Below are 15865 nucleotides of genomic sequence, written 5' to 3'. Positions count from 1 at the left end.
GATCCTCCTTGTCATGAGCTCCCCTGGGGAACTTGCCGCAACAGCTTCTACAGGCATGAAGATCACGCATGTAATTTGGCCGGAGTAGCACTTTCCAGTGTGACTTGCGCGGCTGTTGTATGCAATGGGAACTTGGTATCTTCGACGTTAGGCCTGCCGCGGCCCAAGGTCAAAGACGTTCGGGTCATTGTTGGGGCGTGTCGAAAGTTTCAGCCTCAACTTTAACCTTAACGTGACCTTCAGCCGTCGAAGTCCTCGGGTTCCACGTCATCCAGGAACTCACGGAACCTGCGCAGCTCACGTTCTTCGTCCACTGTGGGGCCGGTGGGGCCGGGCTCGGTGTCCTCGCCGTCGTCGTGTTCGGTGATCCTCACGCCGGCCTCATCCATGACGGAGTCGGCGCACCAGATGCGGCATTTTGCCCGCAGGGCAATGGCCAGCGCGTCCGAGGCCCTGGAACTGACGGTGGCGCCGTTGTCGAACTGGAGCTGGCCGTAGAAGATGTTGTCTTCCACCGCCACGATGTTCACGCTGACGACGGCGTGCCCCAGGGTTTCCACGACGTCGACAAGGAGGTCATGGGTCATGGGCCGCGGCGGCACCACGCCTTGCTGTGCCAGGGCGATCGCACTTGCCTCCGGCGTGCCGATCCAGATCGGCACGTGCCGTTCGCCGTGGATCTCCCGAAGCAGAACCAGGGGCTGGTTGGAGGGCAACTCGATCCGTACGCCCACAATCTCTACTTCGATCATCAGATTTCCATCCGCGAAATACGGTCCTGGACCAGCGCCCGGTGCAGTGTCAGGCAGAGGTCGCTGATTTCACGGGCCGCCTCGGCTGCCCGTGCCTGCGAAGCCGCGTCCTTGCGCGACGTCAGCGTGGCCACGGCGCGTTCCACCAGGCCGAACTCCCGCTCGGCAGCCGCCTGGAAGGGGCGCAGGTGCCGGGGCTCCAGGCCGTGTCCCTCCAGTTGGACGCATGCGCGGGCCACCTGCAGGGCGTGTTCGTCGAACTTGCCGTTGGTGTGGCCGATCAGGCCGAAGCTCAGCAGGGACTGCAGGAGCGGCACGCTGGCACCTGACTCCGCCCGCAGCTGTTCCTCGCTCAGCTTGCGGGCCTTGTTCTGCAGTTCGGCGGCGAGCTCATCGGACACGATCCGCGGGGACACCGTCACGCCGGGCGGAAGGTTTTCGGGGCGCTCCCCCCGGTCTATCGCGTCAAGGTAGTCCTTGATCACCTTCAGCGGCAGGTACTGGTCCCGCTGGAGCGACAGGACGAAACGGAGGCGCTCGACGTCGCTGTCCGAATACTGGCGGTATCCCGCAGGGGTGCGCCGCGGATTGATGAGCCCCTTTTCCTCAAGGAACCTGATTTTGGACGCCGTCATGCTCGGAAAGTCATCGCTCAATTGAGCGAGCACTTCCCCGATGTTCAGGACCAGGGGTCCCCGGCGCTCCGGTTGTGCCATTGCCACAGGCAGCCGCTCCGAATCAGACGCGTCCTGCTGCGCGGGCAGGGCTCAGGTAGAAGGTGAGTCGGAATTTGCCGATCTGGACTTCGTTTCCGGACTTCAGTTCCACGCTGTCCACGCGGTCGTGGTTAACGTATGTGCCGTTCAGGCTGCCGGTGTCCACCACCTCGAAGCTCCGTGCCGTGCGCCGGAATTCAACGTGGCGGCGGGAAACCGTCACGTCATCGAGGAAGATGTCGGCGTCCGGGTGCCGCCCGGCCGTGGTGACGTCGGAGTCAAGCAGGAATCGGGCACCCGAGTTTGGCCCGCTGTGGGCCACGAGCAGCGCGGAGCCGGAAGGCAGCGCTTCAACCGCGGCGCGTTCCTCCGGAGAGAGCTTGGGTACGATCGTGGGCTCTTCATGAACGGGAGTGAGGTTGATCGAGGTTGTCTCCGAAGCCCTGCCCACGCCCGTGCCGTAATCGCTGTTGGTGTGGTTCTGTTCGCCGCCAACCATGGATTCCTCCTCCTTCGTTGCAGATGTCCCCCTGCAATCAACGCATACCGTCCGGAAATGCCTGGCAGATCCGGTATACCGCCCGCTGGCCAGCCACTGGACTCCAATGGCCGGTCAGCGGGACCGGTTAGCTTTAGCCTACCTGCTGTTCGTACTCGGATGCACTGAGCAGGGAGTCCACCGCGTCAGGTTCGGCGAGCTTGACCTCGATGAGCCAGCCGTCGCCGTAGGGATCGGAGTTGATCAGGGCCGAATCGGTGTCCAGGGAGTCATTCCGGGCAACGATCTCGCCCGAGACGGGGGCATAAATATCGCTGACGCTCTTGGTGGATTCAACCTCGCCAATCACGTCATTTGCCTTAACCGTGGTTCCGACTTCCGGCATCTGGGCGTAAACGACGTCCCCGAGTGCATCCTGGGCGAAGTCGGTGATCCCCACGCGGACCACACCGTCAGCATTCGGAGCGGACACCCATTCGTGCTCGGCGGTGTAGGACAGATCAGAGGGAATGTTGCTCATCAGGGGCCTTTCATCGGGTCTATCACAGATGTCAACGGAGGCGTAGGGAACAGCCACCGCTGAAAGTATAGGCACAAGTGCCCGGCCGCCGGACGCGGCCGAAACGGCCAAACCGCCGTCCGGCTGTGGCAAAGTGGTGCCATGCCAGAACTACCGGAAGTGGCCGGTCTGACGTCCTTCCTGAGCGGGCGCCTGCGGGGTGCGGTGCTGGAGAAGCTCCAGGTGCTGTCTGTGGCCGTGCTCAAGACGGCCGACCCGCCCTACACGGCCCTGGTGGGCCGCACAGTCACCGGCGTGGAACGATTCGGCAAATTCATCAGCATCGACGCCGACGGCCTGCACCTCGTCTTTCACCTCGCCAGGGCGGGGTGGGTCCGCTACACCGAATCCCCCTCGGCGGCTCCGCTCCGTCCGGGAAAGGGCCCCATTGCCGCGCGGATCGGGTTCGCCGCAGCGGACGGCCAGCATATCGGCGTCGATCTGACAGAAGCCGGGACCAAGAAAAGCCTGGCCGTCTATGTGGTGGGCGATCCCCGCGACGTTCCGGGCATTGCCGGGCTAGGTCCCGATCCGCTGGACCCCGGATTCGGCCCCGGGGAGTTCGCGGAGATTCTCGCGTCGCATTCGCAGCAGATCAAAGGCGTGCTGCGAAGCCAGGGCGTCATGGCCGGCATCGGCAACGCCTACAGCGACGAAATCCTGCACGCCGCAAAAATCTCGCCGTTTGCCATCGCCAGTTCGCTGGACCAGGACAGCGTGCAGGTTCTGTACGACGCCATCCACAGTGTCCTGGGAGCGGCGGTGAAGGAGGCCACGGGCAAGGCGCCCGGCGATCTGAAGGATGCGAAGCGGAGTGCAATGAGCGTTCACGGCCGCACCGGCCTGCCGTGCCCGGTCTGCGGCGACACCGTGCGTGAGGTGTCCTTCGCCGACTCCGCGCTTCAGTACTGCCCCACGTGCCAGACCAAGGGCAAGATCCTGGCCGACCGCAGGACCTCCCGCTTCCTCAAATAAGGCGAGTTCCGGACCGCGCCGGCGAAGCGGATTCCGGACAACAAAAAACCCCGCCGATCCGTTACCGGATTGGCGGGGTTTTTGGTCGGTCGGGCTGACAGGATTTGAACCTGCGACCCCTTGACCCCCAGTCAAGTGCGCTACCAAGCTGCGCTACAGCCCGTCAGTTCTGCCGTTCTCCGCTTCAGTGATGTTCCGAAGAATTTCACCTAAGCAGTCCGGCCGAACCACCTCCAAAAGCTTACACGATTCCGGAGGGTGCCCGTGACATTTTCACCCGCCACGGGCCCGGTGTTTCCTAATTAACGCTTCTTGCCCCGTTTTTCGCGGACACGCATGTTGACTTCGATGGGCGTGCCTTCGAAACCGAACGTTTCGCGCAGCCGGCGGGTGATGAACCGGCGGTATCCCGGGTCCAGGAAGCCTGTGGTGAACAGGACAAACTTCGGCGGCCGGCTGGAGGCCTGGGTGCCGAAGAGGATTCGGGGCTGCTTGCCGCCGCGGACCGGGTGCGGATGGGCCGCCACGAGCTCGCCCAGGAACGCGTTGAGCCTGCCGGTGGGGATGCGCTTGTCCCAGTTTTCGAGGGCAAGGTCCAGTGCGGGCACGAGGCGGTCCTTGTGCCAGCCGGTCTTGGCCGAGATGTTGACCCGCGGCGCCCAGGCTACGTGGGCCAGGTCCTGCTCGATTTCGCGCTCCAGGTACGTCCGGCGTTCGTCGTCCAGCAGGTCCCACTTGTTGAACGCCAGGACCAGGGCGCGTCCGGATTCGATGGTCAGCTGGAGGATGCGGACATCCTGCTCGCTGAGGACCTCGTCCACCGCGAGGAGCACGACGGCGACCTCCGCCTTTTCGAGCGCACTCTGGGTCCGCAGGGAGGCGTAGAAGTCGGCGCCCTGGGCCATGTGCTGGCGGCGCCGGATACCGGCGGTGTCGACGAAGCGCCACGTGCGGCCGCCGAGCTCGATGAACTCATCCACCGGGTCACGCGTGGTGCCGGCAGTGTTGTCCACCACGACACGCTCGGAACCGGCCAGCTTGTTCAGGAGGGATGACTTGCCCACGTTCGGGCGGCCGATCAGGGCCACACGCCGGGGGCCGCCGGAGCGTTCCAGGCCCTCGATGGTCGAGAATTCCGGCAGCGTGTCCATGACATGGTCCAGAAGATCGGCCACGCCGCGGCCGTGCAGGGCGGACACGGGGTAGGGCTCGCCGAATCCCAGGCCCCAGAGCGTGGCGGAATCGGCCTCCTGCGCGAAGTCATCCACCTTGTTGGCCACCATGATGACCGGCTTCTTGCTTTTGCGCAGCATCTTCATGACGCCTTCGTCCGTGGCAGTTGCGCCCACGGCGGAATCAACGACGAACAGCACGGCGTCGGCCAGCTCCACGGCCATTTCGGCCTGTTCCGCCACCCGGGCGTGGATGCCGCGGGCATCGTGCTCCCAGCCACCGGTGTCCACCACGGTAAAGTTACGGCCGTTCCAGTGGGCGGAGTACATCACGCGGTCGCGGGTAACGCCCGGAGTGTCCTCCACGACGGCCTCGCGGCGGCCCAGGATGCGGTTGACCAGCGTGGACTTGCCCACGTTCGGGCGGCCGATGATCGCCAGCACGGGATCAAGCTTGACCGGCCCTGCAAAGTCCTCGTCGTCGTAGCGGCCGCTGAGCAGCGCTGCGTCTTCCTCGTCGAGTTCGTAGTCGTCCAGCCCGGCCCGAAGTGAGGCCGCGCGGAGCTCCGCCTCGTCATCGTCCAGGGCTGCGAGATGCTCAGCCACCTGGTCGGTGCCGGTGGGCGTGTATTCGTCTTCACCGGCGCCCGAGAGGCCGGAGGTTTGAGTCGTATCGCTCATTGCACTTTCCTTAGTGGTGATCTGCCGGCGACCCGGCTACTGCGTTGGAACGTTCTTGCGGGAATTCCGCGTCGGGCAAAGGCTGCCCGCTCAGGTAAATGGTGTCCTGGACGTGTTTCGCCAGCGCAGTGCGGATTTCCATTCCCGCCCTGTCCATTGAAGCACGCCCGGTTTCGTTGGGTTTTCGGCCGACGCTGATGGGCTCGCCGAAGCTGACGTGCAGCCTCCGGCCCGGCCGGGGAACCGTGTCCAGGTGTTCGCCGCCCTTCCGCGTGCCGAGGATGGCCACGGGGACCACCACTGCAGCGGAGTTCAGGGCAAGCCATGCCACTCCGTTGTTGATTCCGGAAGCCTTGCCGCTGCCCCGCGTACCTTCCGGAAGAATCCCGACGCAACGGCCGGCGTCGAGCACTGCCTTGCTGAGCTGAAGCGCGGACCGGTCCCCGGCGCGGTCCACCGGCAGCTGGCCGGAAGCCCTCAGCACGCGCCCCAGGAAGCCCTTGAACATCTCCTGTTTGACGAGGATGTGCATGGGACGCGGAGATGCGCCGAACATGACCGGACCGTCCAGGAAGCTGATGTGGTTGCCTGCGAAGATCACCGGGCCGTCGGCCGGCACGTTGGCGCGCCCGGTGACGGAGGTGCGGTATATGACGTGGTCCAGCAGCCAGCCAACGGGCCGGCTCCATCCCATGGTCCAGGCCGCCGGAACGCCGTTGCCCTTAACACCGCTGCCCGGAGCGCCGGAGGCGTCACTCATGGTTGATGACCTTGGTGACAATCCGCAGCGCCGCGGTCACGGTCTGCTCGAAGTCCAGCTCCGACGAATCCAAGGTGACCACACCGTCCGCGGCCTGGGTGAAGTTCACCACGGTTGAATCCCTGGCATCCCGCTGGGTCACCTGGGCGGCCAGCTCCTCCGCGCTTTGGGTGCCGCCAAGCTGGATGCCGCGCCGGCGCAGGCGGGCTTCCTCGCTTGCGGTCAGGAGCATGCGCACCTGTGCACCGGGCGCGACGACGGTGGTGATGTCCCTGCCTTCCACCACCATGCGGCGGTGGTGCTTTTCGATCAGCGCGCGCTGGCGCCGGATGAGTTCCGTCCTGGCGCCCAGCGTTGTAGCCACGGCGCTGACCGCGGAGGAGATCGACGGTTCCCGGATAGCTTCGGTGACGTCGGCGCCGTCCACCCGCACATACTCTTCGTGCGGAGTGGTGCTGATGTCGAGCGGCAGTTCCTCAGCCGCAAGCTCGACGGCGGCTGCGTCTGTGAGGTCGATGGCCCGGTCAAGGCAGAACCAGGTCAGCGCCCGGTACATGGCGCCCGTGTCCAGGTAGGCCAGCTTCAGCCGGCGTGCCACTTCCTTGCTGACGCTGGACTTTCCGGATCCGGACGGCCCGTCGATGGCGACAACGAGGGGCCGGCCCAGGCGCAGGGCAGGCAAGGTATCAATCAGTTCCTGTGTCATTTACTGGAGTACCCGCCATCCGCGGTCATTGAGGGCTTCGATCAGGAGATCGTGCCTGTTGGGGAGGACCGACAGTTCCACCATGCCGACGTTCTGGCCGGATGAATGGTCAAGCCGAAGATCCTCAACGTTAACGCCGATCTCACCGATCTCCGTCAGGAGCCTCGCGATCTGCCCCGGCTTGTCGTCCACGAGGACCGTCAGCCAGGAATACGCCTGCGGCGGCCCGCCGTGCTTGCCGGGGATCCGCGCCTGCCCTGCGTTGCCTTCACTGATCAGCTGGGCAAGGTCCAGGCGGGCTCCGGGAGCCGTAGGATCCTCCAGCGTGCCGATCAGCCTGTTCAGGTCTTCGCGGACTCCGTGCAGGATGCCAACGACTTTTTCTGCGTTGGCGCCAAGGATCTGCACCCAGAGCGTGGGATCGCTGGCGGCGATGCGCGTGACGTCCCGCAGCCCGTTCCCGGAGAGGGAAAGCGCGTGCAGCGGAGTGCCCTGCAGCCGGCTGGCCAGCAGCGACGACATGACCTGGGGCAGATGGGATACGAGCGCCACGGCTTCGTCGTGCTCGTCAGCGGTGAACTGCGAGACGACGGCGCCGAGGTCACCGGCCAGGGCACGCGCGGCCTGCACCGCCCCCGGAGTGGACACCTCGGAGGGGCACACCACCCAGGGCATGGAAGTGAACAGCTCGCCGCGGGCGGCAACAGGCCCGGACTTCTCGCGTCCTGCCATGGGGTGGGTCCCGACGTAGCGCGCCAGATCCACGCCCCGGCGGCGCAGTTCGTCCAGAATGGCCGCCTTGACGCTGGCGATGTCCACGACGGTGGCTTCCGGGTAGTCGGCCAGCGCACGTTCCACGACGTCCGCAGTCACGTCCGGCGGGGCCGCGACGACGACGAGTTCCGGCTGCTCCTGGCCGAGTGCCTCCAGCGGCAGGCCGGCGCCGATATCCACGGCAACGGCCTGGTTAGTGGGCGACGGGTCGGAAAGGTACACGGCGACACCCCGGCCACGGAGGCCGAGGCCGATGCTCGCGCCGAGCAACCCGGTGCCGATCACGGCCACCGGGCCGTTGAGGTGCCCGCGGCCGTGCGTGCGGAATGCAGACATGCCCTACAGCCCCACGGATGCCAGCAGGTGGCCGACTTCCTGCTTGCCGAGGTTGCGGATGCTCCCCTGGCGCTGGTCGCCCAGGCCGATGGGGCCCACCTTGACGCGCACCAGGCGCAGCACGGGGAATCCGACGGCGTCGAAAAGGCGGCGGACAATACGGTTCTTGCCCGAGTGCAGCACCACTTCAATGAGCACATGGCCGGGAGTCGAGTCGACGAGCCGGAACGAGTCCACCGAGGCGATGCCGTCCTCCAGTTCGACGCCGGCCTTCAGCTGTGCGCCGATGCCCTGCGGGAACGGACCCCGGACCTGGACCAGGTACGTCTTGGGAACCTCGTAGGAAGGGTGCGTCAGGCGGTTGGCCAGCTCGCCGTCGTTGGTCAGCAGCAGCAGGCCCTCGGTGGCGACGTCCAGGCGGCCGACGTGGAAGAGCCGCTCGCCATGGGTGTTGCGGACGAAATCGCTGATGCAGGGACGCCCGTCCGGGTCTTCCATGGTGGACACGACGCCCTTGGGCTTGTTGAAGACCATGTACACGAGGGACTCATCCAGCTGGATGCGGAGGCCGTCCACGTGAATAACGGATGTAGTGGGATCGACGCGCACACCGAGTTCGGTGACGACCTGGCCGTCGACCTCCACGCGGCCTTCGGCGATCATCTCTTCGCAGACACGCCGCGAAGCCACTCCGGCCTGGGCCATGACCTTCTGCAAGCGGACGCCGTCGGCGTCGTGCAGTTCGGACTGCGGCACGGGGCCGCTGGGGCCGCGCTTGCGCGAAGGCTTGCGGACGGCGCCGAGGCTCTGGCCGAACCGTTCGCCGCCGAACGCGCGCGTACCGAAGGTCTTGGCCGCAGCGGAGCGCGGCTTGGGCTTGAGCGCGCCGGGAGTGCCGGGCGTCTTTCCTGCCCCGGGCTTGCGTGCTCCGGGCTTCCGGGCTGCCGGCTTGGCGCCGGACTTCCAGTCGACTGCGGCAGGCCGCTCCGCCTGAGCGGCGGGCGCTTCGTCGGGATCGACAAAGCGCTCTTCCCGCGGCTTGGGCGCCTTCTTGTACGGGCGGTCGCCGTACGGGCGGTCGCCGCCCTTGGAGAAGTCCCGCTGGCCGGCGCCGAAGCCGCCGCCCCGCGGGCTGGGGGCACCGCGCCCTGCGCTGCCCGCTGAATTTCGTTCCGGACCTTTACGTCCTGAACTGTTACGTGGTGAACCCTGGCGTCCCGCCTGTGTCATGACCCGTCCTTCGTTATGTTGACCGGCAACGGTTGTCCTAGGACAACACTAGCCAGCCGCGCAGATTAAATCTGCCCTGGTGAATACTGTTGCGCAGGCAAAACTGCCTACATTCTTCCGGCGTCGTAGAACTCTTCAATTCCTTCAAGCCCCGGAAGGTGCGGTGAAAGCTGAGGCAACTCAGCCACCGAGCCGATTCCCATGCGTTCAAGGAAATACGACGTCGTGCAGTACAGGACAGCGCCTGACTCCGGATCCGTTCCGGAGTCCTCGATCAGTCCCCGCTGGGTGAGCGTCCGCACGACAGAGTCAACATTGACCCCACGAATTGCAGACACCCTGGCCCGGGAAACGGGCTGCCGGTATGCGATGACGGCGAGCGTTTCGAGCGCCGCCTGCGTCAGCCTGGCCGTCTGTCCCTCCAGGACGAACGCACCGACGACGTCGGCGAATTCTGCCCTGGAGTAGATGCGCCAGCCGCCGGCGACATTCCGCAATTCAAAACCCCGGGGGCTGGAGGTGAAGCCAGCGTTACTGGCAATTTCCATATCCGGGGCTTTAACAGTATAGCCGTCATACTCGCGCTGCAGTTCCAGCAGCAATTCCTCCACGGCGGCCACTGTCAGGTTGAGTCCGGCGGCGAGGTCCGTGGCTGACGCTGGCTGGTCCAGCACCATCAGCACGGCCTCAAGCGCAGCGCGTGCTCCGCCCGGCAGCGCCGTAACATCGGTGCCGCCGCTGGCGGTGTCCTCCGACGACGGTTCCTGCCCGGGTTTCGTCACGGCTGCTCCTCATATTCTTCGGTCAGGTGGTCGCTGCTCCACTCGGCGCCAGGCGCCGTCCAGCGGACGGTGAGGTCACCCAGCGGCGCAAGCTGGTTGAAGGCCACCACCTGGTCGCGGAAGAGCTCAAGCAGCGCCAGGAAACGGGCAACCACCACCAGCGTGGATTCTGCATCTGCAATCAGCGCGCGGAACGACAGGGGCCTGCCCTGCTGCAGGCGCAGTCCGATCAGCTCCGCCTGTTCCTTGACGCTGACAGGACTGCCGTGGAGGTGGGCCAGCCCCACTTCCGTGGGCGCGGGGATCCTGGGTTTCAGTGCCGTCTCGGCAAGGGCGGCGAACTGCTGCGGAGTGTGCTTCCAGACGAGCTCCGGCAGCATGGCGGCAAAGTGCTCCTCCAGCGCCACCTGCCGCGGGTACCGCCGCGCCTCCAGCTCGAGCGTTGCATCCAGCAGGGCGGCCACCTGCTTGAACGCCTTGTATTGCAGCAGCCGCGCAAAGAGCAGGTCCCGCGCCTCCAGCAGGGCAATGTCGTCATCGTCCTCGACCTCGCCGGCCGGAAGCAGGCGGGCGGCCTTCAGGTCCAGCAGGGTGGCAGCGATGACGAGGAACTCGCTGGCCTCATCGAGCGCCCACTCCTCCCCCAGTTTCTGCAGGTTCCGGATGTACTTGATGAACTCATCGGTCACCGTGGCGAGTGCCACCTCGGTGATGTCCAGCTGGTGCTTGGAGATCAGGCCGAGAAGCAGGTCGAACGGTCCGGTGAAGTTGGCCAGCCGCACTTCGAAGCCGGGCTTCTTCGCGTCAGGTGCGCCACCCGCCTCCGGCGGGGCCCCGCCGTCGTCCTCGTCCGTCCGCTGGCCGCGCTGTGCGAGCGGCGTTGCCGACTCAGCCGACATCCAGGCTAAGGCGCGCCGCCGCGCGAGATGAGTTCCTTGGCGAGGCGGCGGTAGGCGTCGGCGCCGATGTGGTTGCCGGCGTAGCTGGTGATGGGTTCGGCGGCCACGGTGGCATCGGCGAATTTGATGGAACGCTTGATGACGGTCTCGAAGACCTTGTCGCCGAAGGCCTCGACGAGGCGCGTGATGACCTCACGGCTGTGGAGGGTGCGGGCATCATACATGGTGGCGAGCACGCCGTCCACCTGCAGCCGCGGGTTGAGGCGGTCCTGGACTTTGTCGATGGTCTCGACCAGGAGGGCCACGGCCCGCAGCGCGAAGAATTCGCAGATCAGCGGGATGATGACGCCGTGGGCGGCCGTGAGCGCGTTGACGGTGAGCAGCCCGAGGGACGGCTGGCAGTCGATCAGGACGACGTCGTAATCGTCTTCAACCTTTTTCAGCGCCCGGTCCAGCACCTGTTCGCGGGCAACCTCATTGACCAGCTGGACCTCGGCAGCGGAAAGGTCGATGTTGGCCGGCAAGAGGTCAACGTTTTCCACGCCGGTCTGGTGGATGGCATCGCGGATGTCCACCTTGCGGTCCATGAGGACGTTGTAGACCGTGAGATCCAGTTCGTGGGGGTTGACTCCCAGCCCGGCGGACAATGCCCCCTGGGGGTCGAAGTCCACGAGGAGGACACGGCGGCCATATTCTGCCAGCGCTGCCGCGAGATTGATGGTGGACGTGGTCTTACCCACGCCGCCCTTCTGGTTGACCATGGCAATCACGCGCGCCGGCCCATGGGAGGACAGCGGCGCGGGCTCCGGAAATTCGCGGTAGGGACGTCCTGTGGGACCCATCACGGCGTCTTCCAGGTCGAGTTCCGTGCCTTCCAGAGTTGCTGAACCCTGTTCGCTGCTCACGTATCTATCCACACTTTCGATGACGGTGATTGTTCTCTGCCGCTGAATGCCCGGGCCGCTAAATGCCCAGCGCCCATGCTGCTTCCACCCAAGGCTACAGCGCCCGACACGGCATTCCGTGGAACTTGACTTTTGATGGCGCTTGAGCCTTGACCTTTTACCTGAGGTCGAAGGTTGATGTTTCGCCCATGCAAACCGCCCGCACAGGCTAGGCCTGTGCGGGCGGTTTGCCGGCGCCGGAGCGCCTTTGGTATTCGGGACTTTAGGCGTGGGCCGGAACGGGCTGCACCGGGGCCTCGCGGACCTCGGGGACCTCGTGGTGCCCGGCGATCATGGTCTGCTCGTCGAAGGGCTCTTGGCCGGAGAGGACGCGGCCGACCTGCTCGCCGTCGATCTCCTTGACCCAGGTTCCGATCAGGACCGTGGCCACGGCGTTGCCGGTGAAGTTGGTCAGGGCGCGGGCCTCGGACATGAAGCGGTCGATGCCGACGATCATGCCGACGCCGCCCAGGAGTTCGGGCTTGTGGGCCTGCAGGCCGGCGGCCAGCGTGGCCAGGCCCGCACCGGTGACACCGGCGGCGCCCTTGGAAGCGATGATCATGAAGATCAGCAGGGACACCTGCGCACCGAGGTCCAGCGGGGTTCCCATAGCGTTGGCCACGAACAGCGAGGCCATGGTGAGGTAGATGGCGGTGCCGTCGAGGTTGAACGAGTAGCCCGTGGGGACGGTGACGCCGACGACCGGCTTGGAGACGCCCAGGTGTTCCATCTTGGCAATCAGGCGGGGCAGCGCAGCCTCGGAGGAGGAGGTGGAGAAGATCAGGAGGTACTCACGGGCCAGGTACTTCATGAGCTTGAAGATGTTCACGCCGGCCACCACCTGCAGGAGGCCGCCCAGGATCACGACGATGAAGAGGGCGCAGGTGATGTAGAACGCGACCATCAGGGTGAACATGCTCACGATTGCCTGGAAGCCGGTGGCACCGACAACCGCGGCGATGGCACCGAAGGCGCCGACCGGAGCCAGCCACATGATCATGATGAGGATCCGGAACACGACCGCCTGGCCGTGGCCGATGGCCTTGAGCACCGGAGCACCCTGCGGGCCCATCTTCTGCAGTGCGAAGCCTACGAGGATGGCGGCGAGAAGGGTGGGGAGAACCGGGATGTCGCCGGGAATAATGCCGAGGAGGAACTCCACGGTGCTGTCCGTTGCGGCCTTCTTGCTGGGGTCGTACGGCGCGAGCTTCAGGCCTTCACCCGGGTGGATGAGGTTGCCGACCACGAGGCCGATGGCGAGTGCGAAAGTCGACATGAGGACGAAGTACCCGAGGGCCAGGCCGCCGACCTTGCCGACTGTCGCGGCCTTGGCGATGGAGCCGATGCCCAAAACGATGGTGCAGAAGATGATGGGGGCGATCATCATCTTGATGAGCTTGATGAACCCGTCGCCCAGCGGCTTCAGCGATTTGCCGACCTCCGGGAACAGCAGCCCCACCAGTGCGCCCAGGATGACGGCCGCGATGACGGCGATGTAAAGGTAGTGGGACTTGTCCAGTCCCTTGCGGCCGGCCTTGGCCGGGGCAGCGGACTCTCCTCGTTGAGAAGCCATGATGTGTCTCCTTATGGATAATCTGGTAGACGCTTCGGCACAGTCTCTGGGCTCTTCGCGTCGGTCCTTATGTGATCTCCATCATTGGCCATGGAGTGACTTGGCTCACCGTTGCGTTCATATTGGTCATAGGAGGTGTTGTGATCCACCGTTGGAGCATTGCCAGGCGGCTATTCGTGGCGAACCTGCTGTTCGTGCTGGCGCTCACCGCAGTCGTGGGGACGGCCGCCTTCATCGATGCCCGGGACCGCACCTACGACGAAACCGGACGCCGGATGGCGGCCCTGGCCGTCTCCGTTGCGGATAACCCGCTGGTGCTCCAGGCCGCGGAGTCCCCTGATCCGTCGGCGCGGCTCCAGCCGTACGCGCTCAAGGTCATGGGCGACGCCGACGCCGATTTCATCACCATCATGGCGCCGGACCGGACACGGTGGACGCACCCCCGGAACGAGGAGCTTGGCCAGCCATACATCGGCTCAATCTCCGATGCCCTTGAGGGGCGCGTGTTCACGGAAATCACGGCCGGCACCCTGGGCCCCTCCGTACGAACCATTGCCCCGGTCAAGGACGCCGGCGGCTCGGTGAAGGCCCTGGTGGCGGCCGGCGTAACTGTCAGGACCATCGACGTTGCAGTAGCCGGCAGGATCCCGGCCCTGCTGGCTATCTCGGGCGCCCTCCTCGCGGCCGGCTCACTGGCCTCCTGGCTGCTCGGAGGCTATCTCCGGCGGGTAACCCGGGGCTGGGGGCCCGAGCAGCTTGCCCAGCTCTTTGCCTACTACGAATCCGTGCTCCACTCGGTCCGCGAAGGCGTCATCCTGATCGACCCCAAGGGTCGCGTGGTGATGTACAACGACCAGGCGGCCGAACTGCTGGGGCTGGAGCCGCGGGACTCGGGCGATGATCCGGCGAACGCGCCGTTCCTGGCCGACCTTCCGCTGGCGCCAAGCCTGAAAAACCTGTTTGAATCGGGCCGCACCGCCCACGACGAGATCCACCTGACTGACTCCGGCGTCCTGGTGGTGAACCAGGGCCCGGCGATGGGTCCGGACTCCCCTGCCGGGCGCCAGGCAGCGATGTTCGGAACAGTGGCCACCATTCGGGACCGCACCGAAATCGAGTCCCTGGGAAGCGAGCTCGAGACCATGCGGACGCTTTCCGACGCACTGCGGGCCCAGACCCACGAGCACGCAAACCGGCTCCACACCATGGTTTCGCTCTTGGAGCTCGGCCGTACCGGAGAAGCGCTTGACTTCGCCACCCAGGATCTCGAGCTGAGCCAGCAGCTGACAGACGACATGGTCAGTTCCGTTCAAGAGCCCGTGCTGAGCGCCCTGGTCATGGGCAAGGCGGCGGAGGCCCATGAACGCGGTGTGGAGCTTGTGGTGCAGGCATCCGGTGCGGCCGGCGCGGCGGGCATCGCCGTCCAGGACCTCGTCACCATCCTTGGCAACCTGCTCGATAACGCCATCGACGCCGCCACGGACGCCCCCGGGCCGAGGCGGGTGGAACTGCACGTGGAGTCAGACGGCGGCGGGCTGGACATCACGGTCCAGGATTCCGGAAAGGGCATTGAACCGGACGCAGTCGACGATATCTTCCGGTACGGCTTCAGCACCAAGGAGGCCGGCCCCTTCGGCCGCGGCCTCGGGCTGGCGCTCGTGAAGCAGGCCGTTCAGCGTCGGGCCGGTACGATGACGATCACAAACTCCGGCGGCACCGGCGGTGCACGTTTCCACATCGTGCTGCCCGCGCCGGACCCGCACAGCCTCCCGGAGGAACAAGCGTGACAGACATCCGAGTCCTCGTCGTCGAGGACGAGCCGATTGCTTCGGCGGCCCATGCCGCCTACGTGGGCAGGCTGGAGGGCTTCACTTTGGCGGGAACCGCTCCTGACGGACAGTCGGCGCTGCGGATGCTCAGCGAATTCGCTGCTGCCGGCAGCCCGGTTGAACTGGTGCTCCTGGACATGAACCTCCCGGACCTGCACGGACTCGATATCGCTCGCCGGATGCGCTCCTCCGGCCACTTTGCCGACATCATCGCCATCACGGCGGTCAGGGAGCTTGCGATCGTCCGCAACGCCGTGTCAATCGGCGTCGTGCAGTACCTCATCAAGCCATTCACGTTTGCCACGTTCGCGGACAAGCTGGACAGCTACCGTCAGTTCCGCGAGCAGCTTGCCACCCCCGGGGCAGGATCGGCCAAAGCCGGCGCCTCGCAGAGCGATGTCGACCAAGCTTTTGCCAGCCTGAGGGCGCCGTCGGAACTGCCCCTTCCGAAGGGCCTGGCGCCCTCGACTCTCGACGCCGTCCGCGACTTCATGAGACAGCAGCCGGGGGCGGTCTCGGCCACCGAAGTCATGACGGCGCTCGGCATGTCCCGCGTGACGGCCCGGCGCTACCTGGAGTACCTGGCCGACGCCGGCACGGTCTCCAGAACCGCCCGCTACGGCGCGCCCGGCCGTCCCGAAAACGAATACCGCTGGTCCCGAGCCTGAGGTTTTGACA

16 protein-coding genes and 1 tRNA gene are annotated in these 15865 nt (G+C 65.7%); 3 read left to right on the top strand and 14 right to left on the bottom strand.

Annotation, left to right across the window (positions count from 1 at the left end; genetic code table 11):
- Positions 1-239: 239 nt before the first annotated feature.
- The 4 genes from J7I89_RS22465 to gcvH all read right to left on the bottom strand — a co-directional run bounded on the left by J7I89_RS22465 (position 240) and on the right by gcvH (position 2487).
- Positions 240-752 (bottom strand): bifunctional nuclease family protein, encoded by a 513-nt coding sequence (locus J7I89_RS22465; protein WP_214975038.1) that lies wholly within the window; start codon positions 750-752, stop codon positions 240-242.
- Positions 752-1468, bottom strand: a complete 717-nt coding sequence (locus tag J7I89_RS22460) for a MerR family transcriptional regulator (RefSeq protein WP_214975035.1) — start codon at positions 1466-1468, stop codon at positions 752-754. The genes J7I89_RS22465 and J7I89_RS22460 overlap by 1 nt, the downstream gene beginning before the upstream one ends.
- 22 nt (positions 1469-1490) lie before the next feature.
- Positions 1491-1967, bottom strand: a complete 477-nt coding sequence (locus tag J7I89_RS22455) for an FHA domain-containing protein (protein WP_214975032.1) — start codon at positions 1965-1967, stop codon at positions 1491-1493.
- A 133-nt stretch (positions 1968-2100) separates the two neighbouring features.
- A complete protein-coding gene (gcvH, locus tag J7I89_RS22450) occupies positions 2101-2487 on the bottom strand; it encodes a glycine cleavage system protein GcvH (protein WP_214975029.1) in 387 nt (128 codons plus the stop codon).
- Between the two features lie 141 nt (positions 2488-2628).
- Here gcvH and J7I89_RS22445 point away from each other — a divergent pair, with 141 nt between their 5' ends.
- On the top strand, positions 2629-3501 hold the full coding sequence (locus J7I89_RS22445) for an Fpg/Nei family DNA glycosylase (RefSeq protein WP_214975026.1): 873 nt from the start codon (positions 2629-2631) through the stop codon (positions 3499-3501).
- Between the two features lie 89 nt (positions 3502-3590).
- On the opposite strand, the gene J7I89_RS22440 is transcribed toward J7I89_RS22445, so the two are convergent.
- From J7I89_RS22440 to J7I89_RS22395, 10 genes are all read right to left on the bottom strand, one after another.
- Positions 3591-3664 (bottom strand) — tRNA-Pro (locus tag J7I89_RS22440).
- Between the two features lie 139 nt (positions 3665-3803).
- Positions 3804-5354 (bottom strand): ribosome biogenesis GTPase Der, encoded by a 1551-nt coding sequence (der, locus tag J7I89_RS22435; RefSeq protein ID WP_214975024.1) that lies wholly within the window; start codon positions 5352-5354, stop codon positions 3804-3806.
- Positions 5355-5364: 10 nt separating this feature from the next.
- Positions 5365-6048, bottom strand: a complete 684-nt coding sequence (locus tag J7I89_RS22430) for a 1-acyl-sn-glycerol-3-phosphate acyltransferase (protein ID WP_214975384.1) — start codon at positions 6046-6048, stop codon at positions 5365-5367.
- A gap of 58 nt (positions 6049-6106) precedes the next feature.
- Positions 6107-6820: a (d)CMP kinase gene (gene cmk, locus J7I89_RS22425; RefSeq protein WP_214975022.1), complete on the bottom strand. Its 714-nt coding sequence runs from the start codon at positions 6818-6820 to the stop codon at positions 6107-6109.
- A complete protein-coding gene (locus J7I89_RS22420; RefSeq protein WP_214974995.1) occupies positions 6821-7930 on the bottom strand; it encodes a prephenate dehydrogenase in 1110 nt (369 codons plus the stop codon).
- A 3-nt stretch (positions 7931-7933) separates the two neighbouring features.
- Entirely contained in the window at positions 7934-9160 is a 1227-nt protein-coding gene (locus tag J7I89_RS22415; RefSeq protein WP_214974993.1) for a pseudouridine synthase, read from the bottom strand.
- A gap of 107 nt (positions 9161-9267) precedes the next feature.
- Complete coding sequence (locus tag J7I89_RS22410) at positions 9268-9837, bottom strand: SMC-Scp complex subunit ScpB (RefSeq protein ID WP_251045730.1); 570 nt, start codon at positions 9835-9837, stop codon at positions 9268-9270.
- 101 nt (positions 9838-9938) lie between these two features.
- A complete protein-coding gene (locus J7I89_RS22405; protein ID WP_214974977.1) occupies positions 9939-10841 on the bottom strand; it encodes a ScpA family protein in 903 nt (300 codons plus the stop codon).
- 5 nt (positions 10842-10846) lie between these two features.
- Positions 10847-11746: a ParA family protein gene (locus J7I89_RS22400; protein ID WP_078028999.1), complete on the bottom strand. Its 900-nt coding sequence runs from the start codon at positions 11744-11746 to the stop codon at positions 10847-10849.
- Between the two features lie 262 nt (positions 11747-12008).
- The gene (locus J7I89_RS22395) at positions 12009-13358 is read right to left on the bottom strand and encodes a cation:dicarboxylate symporter family transporter (protein WP_214974974.1); all 1350 of its coding nucleotides are present in this window, start codon (positions 13356-13358) and stop codon (positions 12009-12011) included.
- 140 nt (positions 13359-13498) lie between these two features.
- On the opposite strand from J7I89_RS22395, the gene J7I89_RS22390 reads away from it, so the two are divergent.
- Both J7I89_RS22390 and J7I89_RS22385 read left to right on the top strand, forming a co-directional pair.
- The gene (locus tag J7I89_RS22390) at positions 13499-15145 is read left to right on the top strand and encodes a sensor histidine kinase (protein WP_214974972.1); all 1647 of its coding nucleotides are present in this window, start codon (positions 13499-13501) and stop codon (positions 15143-15145) included.
- Entirely contained in the window at positions 15142-15855 is a 714-nt protein-coding gene (locus J7I89_RS22385; RefSeq protein ID WP_214974969.1) for a response regulator, read from the top strand. Before J7I89_RS22390 ends, J7I89_RS22385 begins: the two co-directional genes overlap by 4 nt.
- The last annotated feature ends 10 nt before the right edge of the window (positions 15856-15865 follow it).

The organism is Arthrobacter sp. ISL-5 (assembly GCF_018613835.1).
Classification (GTDB): Bacteria; Actinomycetota; Actinomycetes; order Actinomycetales; family Micrococcaceae; genus Arthrobacter.
This window is presented reverse-complemented; position numbering and strand designations above follow the sequence as displayed.